The organism is Frigidibacter sp. MR17.14 (genome assembly GCF_037095735.1).
GTDB lineage: Bacteria > Pseudomonadota > Alphaproteobacteria > Rhodobacterales > Rhodobacteraceae > Frigidibacter.
Genome location: NZ_JBAWKD010000005.1, coordinates 127757 through 143525 on the forward strand (window position 1 = coordinate 127757; position 15769 = coordinate 143525).

14 protein-coding genes are annotated in these 15769 nt (G+C 69.1%); 12 read left to right on the top strand and 2 right to left on the bottom strand.

Annotation, left to right across the window (positions count from 1 at the left end; genetic code table 11):
• The first annotated feature begins 265 nt into the window (after window positions 1–265).
• From V8J36_RS14770 to V8J36_RS14805, 8 genes are all read left to right on the top strand, one after another.
• Window positions 266–1510 (top strand): NAD(P)H-dependent glycerol-3-phosphate dehydrogenase, encoded by a 1245-nt coding sequence (locus V8J36_RS14770; protein ID WP_336468078.1) that lies wholly within the window; start codon window positions 266–268, stop codon window positions 1508–1510.
• Complete coding sequence (locus V8J36_RS14775; protein WP_336468079.1) at window positions 1507–2322, top strand: HAD family hydrolase; 816 nt, start codon at window positions 1507–1509, stop codon at window positions 2320–2322. The genes V8J36_RS14770 and V8J36_RS14775 overlap by 4 nt, the downstream gene beginning before the upstream one ends.
• Window positions 2319–3848 carry a glucosylglycerol-phosphate synthase gene (ggpS, locus tag V8J36_RS14780; protein ID WP_336468080.1) on the top strand — a complete coding sequence of 510 codons (1530 nt, stop codon included), beginning with the start codon at window positions 2319–2321 and terminating at the stop codon, window positions 3846–3848. Before V8J36_RS14775 ends, ggpS begins: the two co-directional genes overlap by 4 nt.
• 145 nt (window positions 3849–3993) lie before the next feature.
• A complete protein-coding gene (locus V8J36_RS14785) occupies window positions 3994–5007 on the top strand; it encodes a BMP family protein (RefSeq protein ID WP_336468081.1) in 1014 nt (337 codons plus the stop codon).
• A 1-nt stretch (window position 5008) separates the two neighbouring features.
• The gene (locus V8J36_RS14790; protein ID WP_336468082.1) at window positions 5009–6520 is read left to right on the top strand and encodes an ABC transporter ATP-binding protein; all 1512 of its coding nucleotides are present in this window, start codon (window positions 5009–5011) and stop codon (window positions 6518–6520) included.
• The gene (locus V8J36_RS14795; protein ID WP_336468083.1) at window positions 6510–7559 is read left to right on the top strand and encodes an ABC transporter permease; all 1050 of its coding nucleotides are present in this window, start codon (window positions 6510–6512) and stop codon (window positions 7557–7559) included. The genes V8J36_RS14790 and V8J36_RS14795 overlap by 11 nt, the downstream gene beginning before the upstream one ends.
• The gene (locus tag V8J36_RS14800) at window positions 7556–8503 is read left to right on the top strand and encodes an ABC transporter permease (protein WP_336468084.1); all 948 of its coding nucleotides are present in this window, start codon (window positions 7556–7558) and stop codon (window positions 8501–8503) included. Before V8J36_RS14795 ends, V8J36_RS14800 begins: the two co-directional genes overlap by 4 nt.
• A gap of 11 nt (window positions 8504–8514) precedes the next feature.
• Window positions 8515–9798: an amidohydrolase family protein gene (locus V8J36_RS14805; protein WP_336468085.1), complete on the top strand. Its 1284-nt coding sequence runs from the start codon at window positions 8515–8517 to the stop codon at window positions 9796–9798.
• Between the two features lie 6 nt (window positions 9799–9804).
• Here the strand turns inward: V8J36_RS14805 and nanR are convergent, their stop codons facing one another.
• Both nanR and V8J36_RS14815 read right to left on the bottom strand, forming a co-directional pair.
• Complete coding sequence (gene nanR, locus V8J36_RS14810; RefSeq protein ID WP_336468086.1) at window positions 9805–10557, bottom strand: transcriptional regulator NanR; 753 nt, start codon at window positions 10555–10557, stop codon at window positions 9805–9807.
• A gap of 117 nt (window positions 10558–10674) precedes the next feature.
• Complete coding sequence (locus tag V8J36_RS14815; RefSeq protein WP_336468087.1) at window positions 10675–12132, bottom strand: aldehyde dehydrogenase family protein; 1458 nt, start codon at window positions 12130–12132, stop codon at window positions 10675–10677.
• A 194-nt stretch (window positions 12133–12326) separates the two neighbouring features.
• On the opposite strand from V8J36_RS14815, the gene V8J36_RS14820 reads away from it, so the two are divergent.
• The 4 genes from V8J36_RS14820 to V8J36_RS14835 are packed head-to-tail and all read left to right on the top strand — an operon-like array spanning window position 12327 to window position 15751.
• Complete coding sequence (locus tag V8J36_RS14820; RefSeq protein ID WP_336468088.1) at window positions 12327–12818, top strand: TRAP transporter small permease; 492 nt, start codon at window positions 12327–12329, stop codon at window positions 12816–12818.
• Window positions 12815–14086, top strand: coding sequence for a TRAP transporter large permease (locus V8J36_RS14825; RefSeq protein ID WP_336468089.1), 1272 nt, complete (start codon window positions 12815–12817; stop codon window positions 14084–14086). The genes V8J36_RS14820 and V8J36_RS14825 overlap by 4 nt, the downstream gene beginning before the upstream one ends.
• Window positions 14087–14096: 10 nt before the next feature.
• On the top strand, window positions 14097–14957 hold the full coding sequence (locus tag V8J36_RS14830) for an NAD(P)-dependent oxidoreductase (RefSeq protein ID WP_336468090.1): 861 nt from the start codon (window positions 14097–14099) through the stop codon (window positions 14955–14957).
• 44 nt (window positions 14958–15001) lie between these two features.
• A complete protein-coding gene (locus V8J36_RS14835; RefSeq protein ID WP_336468091.1) occupies window positions 15002–15751 on the top strand; it encodes an IclR family transcriptional regulator in 750 nt (249 codons plus the stop codon).
• The last annotated feature ends 18 nt before the right edge of the window (window positions 15752–15769 follow it).

The following is a 15769-nucleotide window of genomic DNA, read 5'->3' on the forward strand; positions in this document are numbered from 1 at the left end:
GGCGCTGCCCCCCGGGCCCGTGCCGGGCCTCCCCCCGGGATATTTTTACCAGTGCGAAAGCGGAAATTGCCAATTGGCAATTATGCTAAGTTTATGAAAACACATTAACTTTCTGGACCTCGACCGGGATTCCGAGAAGGTTCGGGCCCGGCTGCGGATCAAGGCAGAAATTTTCATTTCATTCCAGTTGCTTGCGGCGGGTGTGGGCGGAAAGTCCCGGGGCGAGGTGGCCATGAGCGGGAACCTGCCCTAGACTATCTCGCACATGCAGAAACCAGACGACAGCCACCCGACCGTCGCCGGGCCAGAGCAGCCCTTGCCGAAACCCGAGCCGGGAGAGGCCGCCTTGGTGCGGCCCGCACCTGACCCGATGCCGGACCTGAACCCCAAGTCGAGCGAGGCCGCGATGGACGCGCCGCGACCCTATCACCGCATCGCCGTTCTGGGTGGCGGGGCCTGGGGGACGGCGCTGGCCTCGGTCGCGGCGCGGGCCGGGCGCGAGGTGCGGCTTTGGCTGCGCGATGCGGCTCTGGCTGACGAGATCAACGCGCGTCATCGCAACGAGCGCTATCTGCCGGGCATCGACCTGCCGGCGCGGATCGCGGCCACCACCGACATGGCGGCGGCGCTGAGCGGGGCCGAGGCGGTGTTGCTGGTCACGCCCTCGACCACGATCCGGGGCATGGCCGAGCAGATCGCGGGACTGAGCCCGCGCGGCGTGCCGGTCTTCGTCTGCGCCAAGGGGATCGAGAAGGGCTCGGGCCTCTTGATGTCGGATGTCGCGGCCGAGATGGCCCCGGAGCGGCCGATCGGCACTGTCACCGGGCCGACCTTCGCGACCGAGACCGCGGCCGGGCATCCGACCGCCGTCACCGTCGCCTGCACCTCTGACGCGCATATCCCCCCGGCGAAGCGCGCCGCGGCGCGGATGGCGCTGTCGCTGACGACCGACAGTTTCCGGCCCTATGTCTCTGACGACATGCCGGGGGTCGAGGTCGGCGGCGCGGTGAAGAACGTGATCGCCATCGCCTGCGGGATCTTGGCCGGCGCGGGCTTCGGCGAGAACTCCCGCGCGGCGCTGATCACGCGAGGGTTGGACGAGATGAAGGAGCTGGCGGTGCGGCTGGGCGGGCGGCGCGAGACCGTCACCGGCCTTGGCGGCCTTGGCGACCTGATGCTGACCTGCTCGTCGAAACAGTCGCGCAACTTCTCCTACGGGTTCCAGCGCGGGCAGGGGCTGGGCGATGCCGAGGTTTTCGAGGGGCGTCCGGTCGTGGTCGAGGGGCGGCACAATGCCGTCACCGTCACCGATCTGGCGCGCCGGCTGAACCTGCACATGCCGATCTGCGAGATGGTGCGCGCGATCACCGCCGAGGACGCGGTGATCGGCGAGGCTTTCGCGGCCTATTGGGCCGCACCGATCCGTGCCGAGCGGCGCGGGCTTGAACTGGAATTCGCGCATCCCGCCGTTGAGGCCGTGACGCGCCGCTTCGAGGATATGACCGGATGACCCTGCTTGCTGAACACCAGATCGACGCGGCCGCCCTGGTGCGCGACCGCAGCGCGTGGAAATTCGTGCTGGCGACCGATCTCGACGGCACCTTCCTGGGCGGCACGCCGGAGATGCGCAAAAGCCTTTACGACTGGATCGAGGCGCGACGCGAGGCGGTCGGGCTGATCTTCGTCACCGGCCGCGATCCGGGCTTCATTGCGGAACTGTGCGGCTCGGGGGGCGCGCCCTGGCCGGATTACGTCGTGGGCGATGTCGGCACCACCATTGCCGGCGTCGATCGCGGGGCAGGGGGGCTGGCGCCGATCGCGGCGCTGGAAAGCCACATCCGTGACGCGTGGCAAGACCGCGGTGACTGGATCCGCTCGGTGCTGAAGGACGCGCCGGGGCTTTCGGAACAGCAGACGCCGTTCCGCCACCGCGTCTCCTATCACTGGGACCCGGTCGCCTATGACCCGGCCTCGGTGGCCGAGCTGGAGGCGGCGGGGCTCGACATCCTGATCTCGCACGGCTGCTATCTGGACGTGCTGCCGGGGGGCGTCAGCAAGGGGCCGTCGCTCTTGCGGCTGCTGGAGCAGCTGAGCATTCCGAAGGACCGGGTGCTGGTGGCGGGTGACACGCTGAACGACCTGTCGATGTTCCTGACCGGCCTGCATGGCGCCGTGGTGGGCGAGAGCGAGGCGGGGCTTCTGGAGGCGACGCGCAGCCTGCCCTTGGCCCGTCATTGCGACCTGCCCGGCACCGGCGGCATCGCCGAGGCGATCCGGGCCTTCGGGCTGCATCCCACCCCGCCGGCGGAGGTCTTCGCATGAGCCAGGCCAAATCCGATCTCGTCGTCGTCTATCACCGCCAGCCCTATGAGGAGCATGTGCTCGAGGACGGTACCGTCGAGCTGCGCGAGAACCGCAGCCCGAACGGCATCGTGCCGACGCTGAAGGGCGTGATGGGCAAGATGGGCAATGGCGCCTGGGTGGCCTGGAAACATGCCGACGATCCCGCGAACCCCGACTTCGAGCGGGTGATCGAGATCGACGACAGCTATGGCAAGTACAAGGTCAGCCGCCTGCCGCTGACCCCGGCGCAGGTGAAAAGCTTCTATCACGTCACCTCGAAAGAGGCGTTCTGGCCGATCCTTCACGGCTTCAAGGAGCGCTACAACTACGACCCCGTCGACTGGCCGACCTTCCGCGAGGTGAACTGGGCCTTCGCCGAGGCCGCGGCCAATGTCGTCTCTGATGATGGCGTGGTCTGGATCCATGACTACAACCTGTGGTTGGTGCCGGGCTACCTGCGCCAGCTGAAGCCGGGGGTGAAGATCTGCTTCTTCCACCACACGCCCTTCCCCTCGGCCGACATGTTCAACGTGCTGCCCTGGCGGGAAGAGATCGTGCGCTCGCTTCTGGCCTGCGACTCGGTCGGGTTCCACATCCCGCGCTATGCGCAGAACTTCACGAGCGTCGCGCATTCGCTGACCTCGGCCCGCACGATCAGCGACCGGCGCACCGAGGACAGCCTGACGCCGCGCGGCGCGGCGCTGTCGGAACGCTTCACCCCGGTGCTGATGGACTACAAGGGCCGCAAGGTGCATGTGGAAACGAACCCGGTCGGCGTGAATTACGACTACCTCGAGGAGCTGTCCGAGGGGCAGGAGGTCGCCGAGAAGGTGCAGGCGATCCGCGACTGGATGGGCGACGGGCAGCTGGTGCTGTCGGTCAGCCGCACCGACTATACCAAGGGCAACATCGAGCAGCTCGAGGCCTTCGAGCGGCTGCTGATCCGCCGGCCCGAGCTGAAGGGCAAGGTTCGGCTGATGCTGGTCTCGGTCGGGGCGAACCGGGGGATGACCGCCTATGAAGAGGTGCAGGTCAAGATCGAAGAGCTGACGGGCCGGATCAACGGCACCCATGGCACTTTCGAATGGCAGCCGGTCTCGCTGATCTCGACCGCGATCCCGCTGGCGGAGCTGGTATCATACTACCGCGCGGCGGATGTCTGCTCGATCACGCCGCTGGCGGACGGGCTGAATCTGGTGGCGGCGGAGTATTGCGTTGCCAAGGGGCACGAGAAGGACGGCGCGCTGATCCTGTCGGAATTCGCGGGCTGCGCGGTGCTGCTGAACGGGGCGATTCCGGTCAATCCGTTCAGCCATGCCTCGATGGATCGCGCGCTGGATCAGGCGCTGGCGATGGGCGCAGACGAGAAGCGGGCCCGGATGAAGGAGCTGCGCGCCTCGGCCAAGCGGTGGAACATCACTCGTTGGCGCGAGGCGACGACAGGCCTGTTCGACACGCTCAGCGATGAAAGCGCCGAGGCGGGGGTGGAAGAGACCATCACCTGATCGCGGGCCATCCCGCGACTGCCTGCGTCTTGGGCACCAGACCCGCACCGGAGCGATCCGGCGCGGGTTTTTTCTTTCCAATCGGTCAAACTTTGGCACAACTGCTGAAAACCATAATCATACGAACGACAGGGAGACGATTGCCATGACCACCACGCCGACCATCACCCGCCGCAACCTGCTGGCAAGCGGTGCCGCCCTGGCCCTTGCGCTGGCTCTGCCCGCGGGCATGGCGCGGGCGCAGGGCGCGAAGATCAAGGTTGCCGGGATCTACACCGTGCCGGTCGAGCAGCAATGGGTCAGCCGCATCCACAAGGCCGCGCTCGCCGCGCAGGAAGCGGGCGAGATCGAGTATACCTATTCGGAAAACACCTCGAACACCGACTATCCGCGGGTGATGCGCGAATATGCCGAGGCCGGCACCCAGCTGATCGTGGGCGAGATCTTCGGGGTCGAGCAGGAGGCGCGCGAGGTCGCCGCCGACTATCCGAAGACCGCCTTCCTGATGGGATCGAGCTTCAAGCCCGAGGGCGATCTGGAGAATTTCGGCGTCTTCGACAACTACATCCAGGACGCGAGCTACCTGAGCGGGATCATCGCGGGCGCCATGACCAAGTCGGGCAACATCGGCATGGTCGGCGGCTTCCCGATCCCGGAAGTGAACCGGCTGATGCATGCCTTCATGGCCGGCGTGAAGGAGACGCGGCCCGACGCCACCTTCCAGATCAGCTTCATCGGTTCGTGGTTCGACCCGCCGAAGGCCAAGGAGACCGCCTTCGCGATGATCGAGGCCGGGGCCGACGTGATGTATGCCGAACGTTTCGGCGTCTCGGACGCGGCGAAGGAGAAGGGCGTTCTGTCGATCGGCAACGTGATCGACACGCAGGGCGACTATCCCGAGACGGTCGTGGCCTCGGCGCTGTGGCATTTCGAGCCGACGCTGAACGCCGCCATCGCCAAGGTGAAGGCGGGCGAGTTCAAATCCGAGGATTACGGTGTCTATTCGCTGATGGAGGCGGGCGGGGCGACGCTGGCACCCTTGGGCACCTTCGAGGGCAAGGTGCCGAAAGAGGCGGTCGATCTGGTCACCGCCAAGGAGGCCGCGATCAAGGACGGCTCGTTCGTGGTCGAGGTCAACGACGCGGAACCCAAGGCCTGAGATGACGCCCGCGCTGCGCCTGACCGGCGTCACCAAGCGCTTCGGCACGCTGGTGGCGAATGACGCGATCTCGCTGTCGGTCGCGGCCGGCGAGGTCGTGGCGCTGCTGGGCGAGAACGGCGCAGGCAAGACCACGCTGATGAACATCCTCTTCGGCCATTACACGGCCGACGGGGGCACGATCGAAGTGGGGGGGCAGGCGCTGCCCCCCGGCCAGCCCCGTGCCGCGCTGGCCGCGGGCGTGGGCATGGTGCATCAGCATTTCACCCTGGCCGAGAACCTGAGCGTGCTCGACAATCTGATGCTGGGCACACGCGGGCTTTGGCGGCTGCGCTCGGGCCGGGCGGCGGCGCGGGCGCGAATCGAGGCGCTGGCGCGCGACTTCGGGCTGGCGGTCGATCCCATGGCGCGGGTCGCCGACCTGTCGGTGGGCGAGCGGCAGCGGGTCGAGATCCTGAAGGCGCTCTACCGTGACGCACGGGTGCTGATCCTTGACGAGCCGACGGCGGTGCTGACCCCGCAAGAGGCCGAGGCGCTGTTTTCGACCCTGCGCAAGGCGGTTGCGAAGGGGCTGGCGGTGATCTTCATCTCGCACAAGCTGCACGAGGTGATGGCGATTGCGCACCGCGTCGTCGTGCTGCGGCATGGCCGGGCAGTGGGCGAGGTCGCGATCGGGGGCACCAGCCCGGCGCAGCTGGCCGCGATGATGGTCGGGGCCGAGGTCGCGGCCCCGGCGATTGCGCCCGCGCGCGAGGGCGGGGTTGCGCTGCGGCTGGCGGGCGTTTCCACCGCCGGGTTCCGGCCGGATCTGCGCGGCGTCGATCTGGATCTGGTCGCCGGGCGGATCACCGGGCTTGCGGGGGTATCGGGCAACGGGCAGGGGGCGCTCGCGTCTCTGATCGGCGGGCTGACTTCGCCGGTCGCGGGGCGGATCGAGATCGGCGGGGCGCCGGTGCAGGGCTGGTCGCCGCGCCGGGCGGTGGGGCAGGGGATCGCGCGGATCCCCGAGGATCGCCACCACACCGGCACCATCGGCGACTTCTCCCTGACCGAGAACGCGGTGCTGGAGACATTGCGCGATCCCCGGTTCTCGCGCGCGGGCTGGATCGACTGGGCGGCGGCGCGAACTCATACGTCGAGGCTGATCGCCGCGTATGACATCCGCTGTCCGGGGCCGGACGCCCGCATTCGCCTGCTGTCGGGCGGCAACATGCAGAAGCTGATCCTCGGCCGGGTGCTGGAAGAGGCGCCGAAGGTCATTCTGGCGAACCAGCCGGTGCGCGGGCTCGACATCGGGGCAGTGACCTTCGTGCAGGAGCGGCTGCTGGAGGCGCGGGCGCGCGGCGCGGCGGTGCTGCTGATTTCCGAGGATCTGGAAGAGGTGACGGCGCTGTCGGACGTGATCCACGTGATGTCCGAAGGCCGCCTGTCGCCGGGCTTCGCGCGCGGCACCATCGGCACGGCGGATCTGGGGCTGTGGATGGCGGGGCAGGGGTTCGATCATGCGGCTTGAACCGATCGCCGCGCCGACACCCGCACGCCGGATGCTGCCGCCGGTGCTGGCGCTGGTCGCGACCGCCGCGCTGGGGGCGCTTCTGGCGCTCGCGGCCGGGGCCGAGCCGCTGGCGGTGCTGGGGCTGATCGTGAAGGGCGCGGTCGGCTCGAAATTTGCCTTGCTCGAGACGCTGAACCGGGCGACGCCGCTGATCTTCACCGGGCTGGCCGTGGCCGTCGCCTTCCGGGCGCGGCTGTGGAACATCGGGGCCGAGGCGCAGCTTTACGCGGGCGCGCTGGTCACCGTGCTGCTGGGCACCGGGGCGCTGCCCTGGCCTTCGGCCGTGCTGATCCCGGTGATCGCGCTGGCGGCGATGGTCGCGGGGGCGCTGATGCTGCTGGGGCCGGCGGTGCTGAAGCTGCGCTTCGGCGTCGACGAGGTGGTGACGACGCTGCTTCTGAACTTCGTGATGCTGCTTGTCGTCTCGATGCTGCTGGAAGGTGCGCTGAAGGATCCGATGGGCATGGGCTGGCCGAAATCGGCGGCGCTGGCGAAAGAGGCGCGGCTGCCGCGGATCGTCACAGGGCTGCGGCTGCACTGGGGCTTCGCGCTGGCGATACTCGCCGCGGTCGCCGTCTGGATCATCGACCGCAAGACCGTCGCCGGGTTCGAGATGCGGGCCGTCGGCGCGGGCGAGGCCGCGGCGCGCTTCGCGGGCATCGGCGTGCCCGGCGTGGTGATCCGCACCGCGGCGCTGTCGGGGGGGCTGGCGGCGCTGGCGGGCTTTTCCGAGGTTGCGGGGCTGAAGGGGAACCTGACGTTGGATCTGAGCCCGGGCTATGGCTACACCGGGATCGTGGTGGCGATGCTCGCCGCGCTCAATCCGCTGGGGGTGGTGCTGGCGGCCCTGTTCGTGGCGGCGATCTTCGTGGGCGCCGACAGCATGAGCCGCGCGGCCGAGGTGCCGACCTACATCGCCGACATGCTGCTGGCCTTCGCGCTGCTGGCGATGGTGCTGGCGCTGATGCTGACCCGCTACCGGGTGCGCCGGGCATGAGCGATCTTTGGGGCATCCTGATCTCGGTCAGCCTGTGGGTGGCGATGGTGCGCATCGCCTCGCCCCTGATCTTCGCGACGCTGGGCGAACTGCTGTGCGAACGCGCGGGCGTGCTGAACCTCGGGATCGAGGGGATCATGGTCGCGGGCGCCTTTTCGGGCTGGTACGCGGCCTATGCGGGCTTCGGGCTCTGGCCGGCGGTCGCGGTGGCCTTCGCGACCGGCATGGCCTTCGGCGCGCTGCATTCGGTGCTGACCGTGCTCTTCGGGCTGTCGCAGCACGTGGTGGGGATCGGGATCACGCTTTTTGCCACCGCGTCGAGCTATTACGCCTATCGGCTGGCGCTGCCCGAGGTGACCTCGCCCCCGAAGATCGAGGCCTTCGCGACCTGGCCGGTGCCGGGCCTGTCGCAGATCCCCGTTCTAGGGCCCGCCTTCTTCGACCAGACGCCGCTGACCTATCTGGCCTATGGCGTGGCGATCGTGCTGTCGCTGGTGCTGGCGCGCACGCCGCTGGGCCTCGCGATCCGGGCGGTGGGCGAGAACCCGGCCTCGGTCGAGGCGCAGGGCCTGTCGGTCGCGGGGCTGAGGATGGGCGCGGTGATCGCGGGCTCGGGGCTGATGGCGGTGGGCGGCAGCTTCCTGACGCTGTCCGCCTTCAACTCGTTCTTCTTCGAGATGGTCAACGGCCGCGGCTGGATCTGCATCGCGCTGGTCGTGTTCGGGGCGTGGAAGCCCGGCAAGGCAGTGGCGGGGGCGTTCCTGTTCGCGGCCTTCGATGCCGCGCAGATCCGGCTGCAGCAGACGGGGCTGGGGGCTGCGGTGCCCTATCAGGTGTTCCTGATGCTGCCCTACCTGCTGTCGATCCTGGCGCTGATCGTGATGTCGCGCCGCGCGGCGGTGCCGGCGGCGCTGATGGTGCCCTTCCGCAAGGGCGAAAGATAAGGAGCCGCGAGATGGCCGAGTTCGATCTGATCGTGAAGGGCGGGACGCTGCCCGACGGGCGCGTCACCGACATCGCCATCCGCGGCGACCGGATCGTCGCGGTCGAGACGCTGCCCGAGGGCGTCACCGCGGGCACGGTGATCGAGGCCTCCGGCGATCTAATCAGCCCGCCCTTCGTCGATCCGCATTTCCACATGGACGCGACGCTGAGCTATGGCCTGCCGCGGGTGAATGCCTCGGGCACGTTGCTGGAAGGCATCGCGCTGTGGGGCGAGCTGAAGCAGATCGTCACGGTCGACGATATGGTCGCGCGCGGGCTCGACTATTGCGACTGGGCGGCCTCGATGGGGCTGCTGGCGATCCGCAGCCATGTCGACACCTGCGACGACCGACTTCTGGGCGTGCAGGCGATGCTCGAGCTGCGCGAGAAGGTGAAAGGCTATATCGACCTGCAGCTGGTGGCCTTCCCGCAGGACGGCTTCTACCGCGACCCGACGGCGCGGGTGAACACGCTTCGCGCGCTGGACATGGGCGTAGAGGTGGTGGGGGGCATCCCGCATTTCGAGCGCACCATGGCCGACGGCGCGGCCTCGCTGGCCGAGCTTTGCCGGATCGCCGCAGAGCGGGGCCTGAGGGTCGATATCCATTGCGACGAGACCGACGACCCGATGAGCCGCCATATCGAGGCGCTTGCGGATGAAACCATCCGTCACGGGCTGCAGGGCAGGGTGGCGGGCAGCCACCTGACCTCGATGCATTCGATGGACAATTACTATGTCTCGAAGCTGCTGCCGCTGATCGCCGAGGCCGGGATCTCGGCCATTCCGAACCCCCTGATCAACATCATGCTGCAGGGCCGGCACGACAGCTTCCCGAAGCGCCGTGGCCTGACGCGGGTGCGCGAGATGCAGGCGGCGGGGATCCGCGTCGGCTGGGGGCAGGACTGCGTGCTGGACCCGTGGTATTCGCTGGGCACTGCAGACATGCTGGACGTGGCCTTCATGGGGCTGCATGTCGCGCAGATGTCGCATCCCGCGGAAATGGCCCGCTGCTTCGAGATGGTGACCGAAACCAATGCCGCGATCCTCGGGCTGGAGGGGTACGGCATCGCGCCGGGCAACATGGCTTCGCTGGTGGTGCTGGACGCGAAGACCCCCGTCGATGTGCTGCGGCTGCGCCCGGCGCGGCTGGCGGTGGTGTCGAAGGGCCGGGTGATCGCACGCAGCCCGCGCGCCGATGCGGCGCTGTCGATCCCGGGGCGGCCGGCGTCAGTGCGCCGCCGCGCGCCCGGCTGACCTTCGTCAGAGCGACTTGATGTAGATCGCGTTCGACCGCTCGATATGCTTGCCCATCTCGAGGCAGGCATTGTGCGCGTCGCCGGCAGCGATCTGGTCGACGATGCGCTGATGTTCCGCCAGCGTCACCTGCTCTTGGCCCGACCAGTGCAGCAGGCCTTCGTGATAGCGGAAGATCCAGCGCAGCATGGTCTGGCTGATCGCGGTGAACAGCGGGTTGCCCGAGATCACGGCGATGCGGCTGTGGAAGCGGATGTCGGCGGCGATGAAGGCGCGGGCGTCGTCCATCCGTTCGACCTGGTCGGCGAGGATCGCGCGCAGGTCGGCCACATCCTGCGGGGTGGCGTTGCGGGCCGCGGCCTGCACCATGCCGCATTCGAACATGTGGCGGGCGTCCTTCAGGTGGCCCAGCTGCTGCGGCTCGGAGAGCAGCAGGAGTTGGGCTACCGCGTCGATCCGCTGCAGGACGCTGTCGGCGCTGAGCGCGTTGACCCGGCTGCGCTCGCCATGCGCGATGGTGATCAGGCCCATCGTCTGCAGCTGCTGCAGTGCCTCGCGCACTGCCGGGCGGCCGACGCCGAAACGGTCCATCAATTCCCGTTCCGAGGGCAGGGTCTGGCCCGGGGCCAATGCCCCGGTCTCGATCATTTCCTGCAGCCGGTCCAGAACCTCGTCCGACAGCTTGCGCCGGACGATCTTCTGACGGGGCTGGCTCTCGCTCTCCGGAGGAATTGGAGGGGGCAGGGAACGGTAACGCATGCGATCAATACTCCTAATTCGTTAATGAATAGGCATGCTTCGCCCGTCCTGCAACCGCAGGTGTGGAACGGACTTCCACAATTTTGACCATTCGATGCGATTATCGCTGCCGTGGCGTCATCCGTGCGCGGCAGCGACGGTTTTCAGGCGCGAAAAACCAAAGAGCGCCTCGAATCCCTTCTCGCGTCCGTGGCCCGAACGGCCGGTGCCGCCGAAGGGCAGCTCGATCCCGCCGCCGGCGCCGTAGTTGTTCAGGAACACCTGACCGACGTTCAGCTTGCGCGCCATCCGCATCTGCCGCCCGCCGTCGCGGGTCCAGACCCCGGCGACAAGGCCGTAGTCGGTGCCGTTCGCGATCTTCAGCGCCTCGGCCTCGTCCTCGAAGGGGATCAGCACCTGCACCGGGCCGAAGATCTCTTCTTGCGCCAGCCGGTGATCGGGCGGCACCTCGGCAAAGAGCACCGCCGGGACGAAATGGCCCGCGGGCGCGGCATCGTCGCGGATCCGCCCTTCGGCCGCCACGGTCAGCTCGGCCCGGCCCAGCGCGATGTAGTCCGACACGATGCGCTTCTGCTTGGCGTTCACCAGCGGACCAAGGTCGTGGCCGCCCATCGCGGGACCGGATTCGAGCCGGCCGTAGATCTCGGCCATCCGGGCGCGGACCTGGTCGTAGACGCCGCGCTGCACCAGCACCCGCGACGCGGCCGAGCAGGTCTGGCCCGCGTTCTGCATGCAGGCCCCGACCAGCACCGGCATCGCCGCATCGAGATCGGCGTCGTCGAAGACGATGTGCGGGGACTTGCCGCCCAGTTCCAGCGTCACCGGCACGACGTTCGCCGCGGCCGCCGCCTGGATGTGCCGCCCGGTCGCGACCGAGCCGGTGAAGCTGAGGTGATGCACGCCCGGATGCGCGGCCAGCCGCGCGCCGGCCTCTGCGCCAAGGCCGGTCACCACGTTCAGCGCGCCGGCCGGCAGCCCGGCCTCTTCGGCGATCGCGGCGAAGGCCAGCGACGAGAGCGAGGCATCCTCGGCCGGTTTCAGCACGCAGGCATTGCCCATCGCCAGCGCCGCCCCGACAGACCGGCCGAGGATCTGCATCGGGTAGTTCCACGGGATGATGTGACCGGTCACGCCATGCGGCTCGCGCAGGGTGTAGACGGTGAAGCCGTCGCGATAGGGGATGGTCTGGCCATGCACCTTGTCGGCGGCGCCGCCGTAGAATTCGAGGTAGCGGGCCAGCGCCACGGAATCGTTGCGCGACTGGTGGATCGGCTTGCCGACGTCCAGCGCCTCGATGCGGGCAAGCTCTTCGGCGCGGCGCAGGACGATGCGGCCCATCTCGGTCAGGATGCGCCCGCGCTCGGTCGCGCTCATCCGGCCCCAGTCGCCCTCGAGCGCGGCCTCGGCCGCCTCGACCGCGGCATCGATGTCGGCGGCGGTGCCGCGGCCGATCTCGCCGATCGTCTCGGCGGTCGAGGGGTCCTCGACGCTCAGGGTCCCGCCCGAGGCCGGGCGCCAGCCGCCACCGACGAACAGATTGCGCGGATCGAACCAGAGGTTCGTGTCGATCTTCATGATGCACCTCCCGTGTGGCCCCGCTCCGGGCCGCGCGCAGGATGATCCGGTCGGGCGGCAGATGCCAGTTCCGATCCGGGGCGCCGGCGCAAGCTGACGGGGCGTCACCCGCGGCGGATCGCGGGCGCGGGGGGCTGGCAGAGCCCGGCGCGCGCGGTCATAGTCCCCCGCGGAGGCGAAGGGAGGGAGGCAGCATGCGCGACGCGATGCTTGGCGCGGGCGAGCGGTTGATCCGCCTGACCCACAATCTGGCGGCGCTGCTGATGGCGGTCGCGCTGGGGCTGGTGTTCCTGCAGGTGGTGACGCGCTTCCTGCTGGGCGACAGCTGGGCCTGGACCGAGGTCGTGGCCCGTGCCGTGGTGATCTGGATGGTGTTCCTTGTCGCCGGCGCCGGGTTCCGGCTGGCGGCGATGATCCCGCTCGAGGTGCTGCGCGCGGCCCTGCCGAAGGCCGCCGACCGCTGGATCGGCTGGGCGGTGACGCTCTGCGTGCTGCTGTTCCTGGGCATCCTGGTGTTCTTCGGCACGAAGCTGTCGCTGAGTGTCTCGCGCCAGTCGGTGGCGATGCTGGATATCTCGCGGTCCTGGCTTTACGCGGCGATCCCGGTGGGCGCGGCGCTGGCGATCCCGGGGGTGCTGCTGGCGCAACTGCGCCCTGTCACGGCGCGGCTGGAGGACGGCGAATGAACGGCGTTCTCGTCACCGCCCTGATCGGCTTCTTCGCGCTGTCGGTGCCGGTCGCGGTGTCGATCGGGCTCGCCTCGGTCGTGGGGATCTGGATCACCGGACGCCCGGCGATGCTGGTGGTGCCGCAGAAGATCTTCACCAGCCTCGACAGTTTCCCGCTGCTGGCGGTGCCCTTCTTCATCCTCGCCGGGCAGCTGATGACCCACGGCGGTGTCTCGCGCCGGCTGGTCGACTTCGCCAAGTCGCTGGTGGGCGGCATGCAGGGGGGGCTTGCCTCGACCTGCGTCGTCACCTGCATGATCTTCGCCGCGATCTCGGGCTCGTCCGTCGCCACCACCTTCGCGATCGGGGCGATCCTGATCCCGGCGATGCGCGCGCATGGCTATCCGGTGCCGATGGCGGGCACGATCCAGGCGGCCTCGGCCGAGCTGGGAGTGATCATCCCGCCGTCAGTGCCGATGATCGTCTACGCGGTCTCGACCGACACCTCGGTGGGGCAGCTGTTCCTTGCGGGCATCGTGCCGGGGCTGCTGATCGCCGCGGGGCTGGTGGCGATGGTGCAGATCTGGTGCCGGGTGAAGGGTCTGGGCAAGCGCGACGGCGATGATCGGCTGGGCGTTCTGACCGCCACCGCGCGCGCCTTCTGGGCGCTGCTTCTGCCGGTCATCATCCTGGGTGGGATCTACGGCGGCATCTTCACGCCCACCGAGGCCGCCGCGGTCTCGGCCGTCTATGCGCTGGTGGTGGGGCTTTTCATCTACCGCGAGATCGGCTGGCGCGACCTGCCGGCGATCTTCCGGGCCGCGACCCTGTCGACGGGCGCGATCATGCTGATCATCGGCGCGGCGGGGCTGTTCTCGTTCCTCGTCAGCCTGTCGGGCCTGCCGGCGGTGGTCGGCGGCTGGGCGCAGGGGCGGTTCGACAGCGCGGTCAGCTTCCTGATGTTCGTGAACCTGCTGCTGCTGGTGGTGGGGATGTTCGTCGAGACCTCGGCCGCGATCCTGGTGCTGGCGCCGATCCTGACCCCGATCGCGGTGGGCTTCGGCGTCGACCCGGTGCATTTCGGGGTGGTGATCGTGGTCAACCTCGCGCTGGGGATGATCACCCCGCCGCTTGGCGTGAACCTGTTCGCGGCGGCGCAGGTGGCGGGCATCCCGGTGCAGCGCATGTTCCGTTCGCTGCTGGTGCCGGTCTGCACGGTTCTGGCTTTGCTGCTGCTTATAACCTACGTGCCCGCGCTGTCGCTTGGACTGCGGGACGGTTTCTGAAGGAGACCCCATGAACCGCATCGGCATGGTCGGCATCGGCCTGATGGGCCACGGCATCGCGAAGAACATCCTGGGCCGGGGCTTCGCGCTGTCGTTCCTCGACCACCCCGGCAACCAGCCGGTGGACGACCTGCTGGCGGCGGGCGCCGCCCGGGTGGACGGGGTCGAGGCGCTGGCCGCGGACTGCGACGTGCTGCTGCTGTGCGTCACCGGCTCGCCGCAGGTCGAAGAGGTGCTGGGCCGGGTGCTGCCGGTGCTGCGCGCGGGCACCTTCGTCATCGACTGCTCGACCGCGATTCCGGCCTCGACCGAGGCGCTGGCGGCGAAGGTCGCCGCGGCGGGGGGACGGTTCCTTGACGCCGCGATGACGCGCACGCCGAAAGAGGCCGAGGAGGGCCGGCTGAACCTGCTGATCGGCGGCGCGCCCGAGGATCTGGCCGTGGTCGAGCCGCTGCTGGCCGCCTTTTCCGAAAACCGCTTCCACGCGGGAGGTCCGGGGGCGGGCCACCGGCTGAAGCTTCTGCACAACTTCGTCTCGCTCGGCACCGCGACGCTGCTGGCCGAGGCCGCGGCCTCGGCGGCCGAGGGCGGGATCGCGCCCGAGGTGCTGGTCGACTGCCTGAAGCGCGGCGGCGGCTATGGGGCCGCGCTCGACCGGCTGTCGCCCTTCATCCTGACCGGCGACGTGTCCTCGATGCGGTTCAGCAACGCCAACGGGCTGAAGGACATCGGCTATTACCGCCGGATGGTCGCCGATCTGGGCACGCGCGACGACGTGGCGCGCGGCGTGCTTGCGGCCTATGAGCGGCTGATCGAGGAGGGTAACGGCGAGCGGCTGGTGCCCGAGCAGGTGGCGCTCTTCCGGCGCTGAGCCGACAGGCGTATGCTTTCCACGATGTGGAAGGAGATCCGCCGATGGTGCAGTCCGTCGACCGGGCGCTGGCCCTGATCGAACACCTTGCGGAAACCGCAGAGGGCGCGCGGCTGTCGGATGCGGCGCGGGCGGTGGGGCTTGCGCCGTCGACCGCGCATCGCCTGCTGACCACGATGGAGCAGCGCGGCTTCGTGCAGTTCGCGACGGCGACGGGCCGCTGGTATGTGGGCCGTCGCGCCTTCGCTGTCGGCACCGCCTTCACCCGGCGCGAGAACATCGTGGCCCCTGCGCTGCCGATCCTGCGCCGGCTGCGCGACGCCACGCGCGAGACGGCGAACCTCGGCGTGCTGGAAGACGGCGTGGTGCGCACCGTGGCGCAGGTCGAAAGCCGCGAGATCATGCGCGCGATCGCCTCGCCGGGCGGGCGCACGCCGGTGACCTGCTCGGGCATGGGCAAGGCGATCGTCGCGAGCTGGCCCGATGCGGCGATCGAGGCGCTGGTCGCCCGCCACGGCCTGCCGCCGAAGACGCCGCGCAGCCTGACCTCGGCCGGCGCGCTGATGGCCGAGATCGCGCGGGTGCGCGCGCAGGGCTATGCGGTCGATGACGAGGAATTCGTGGCGGGCATGCGCTGCGTGGCGGCGGCGGTGTTCTCGGCCGCGGGCGAGCCGGTCTGCGCGATCTCGATCTCTGGCCTTGCCGCAAGGGTCACGCCCGCGGCGGTGCCAGAACTGGCGGGCGTGGTGATGAAGGCGGCCGAGGAACTGGGCGGGAAGCTGTCGGGGCTGTAGGGGGGCGGTTCGGCGGAT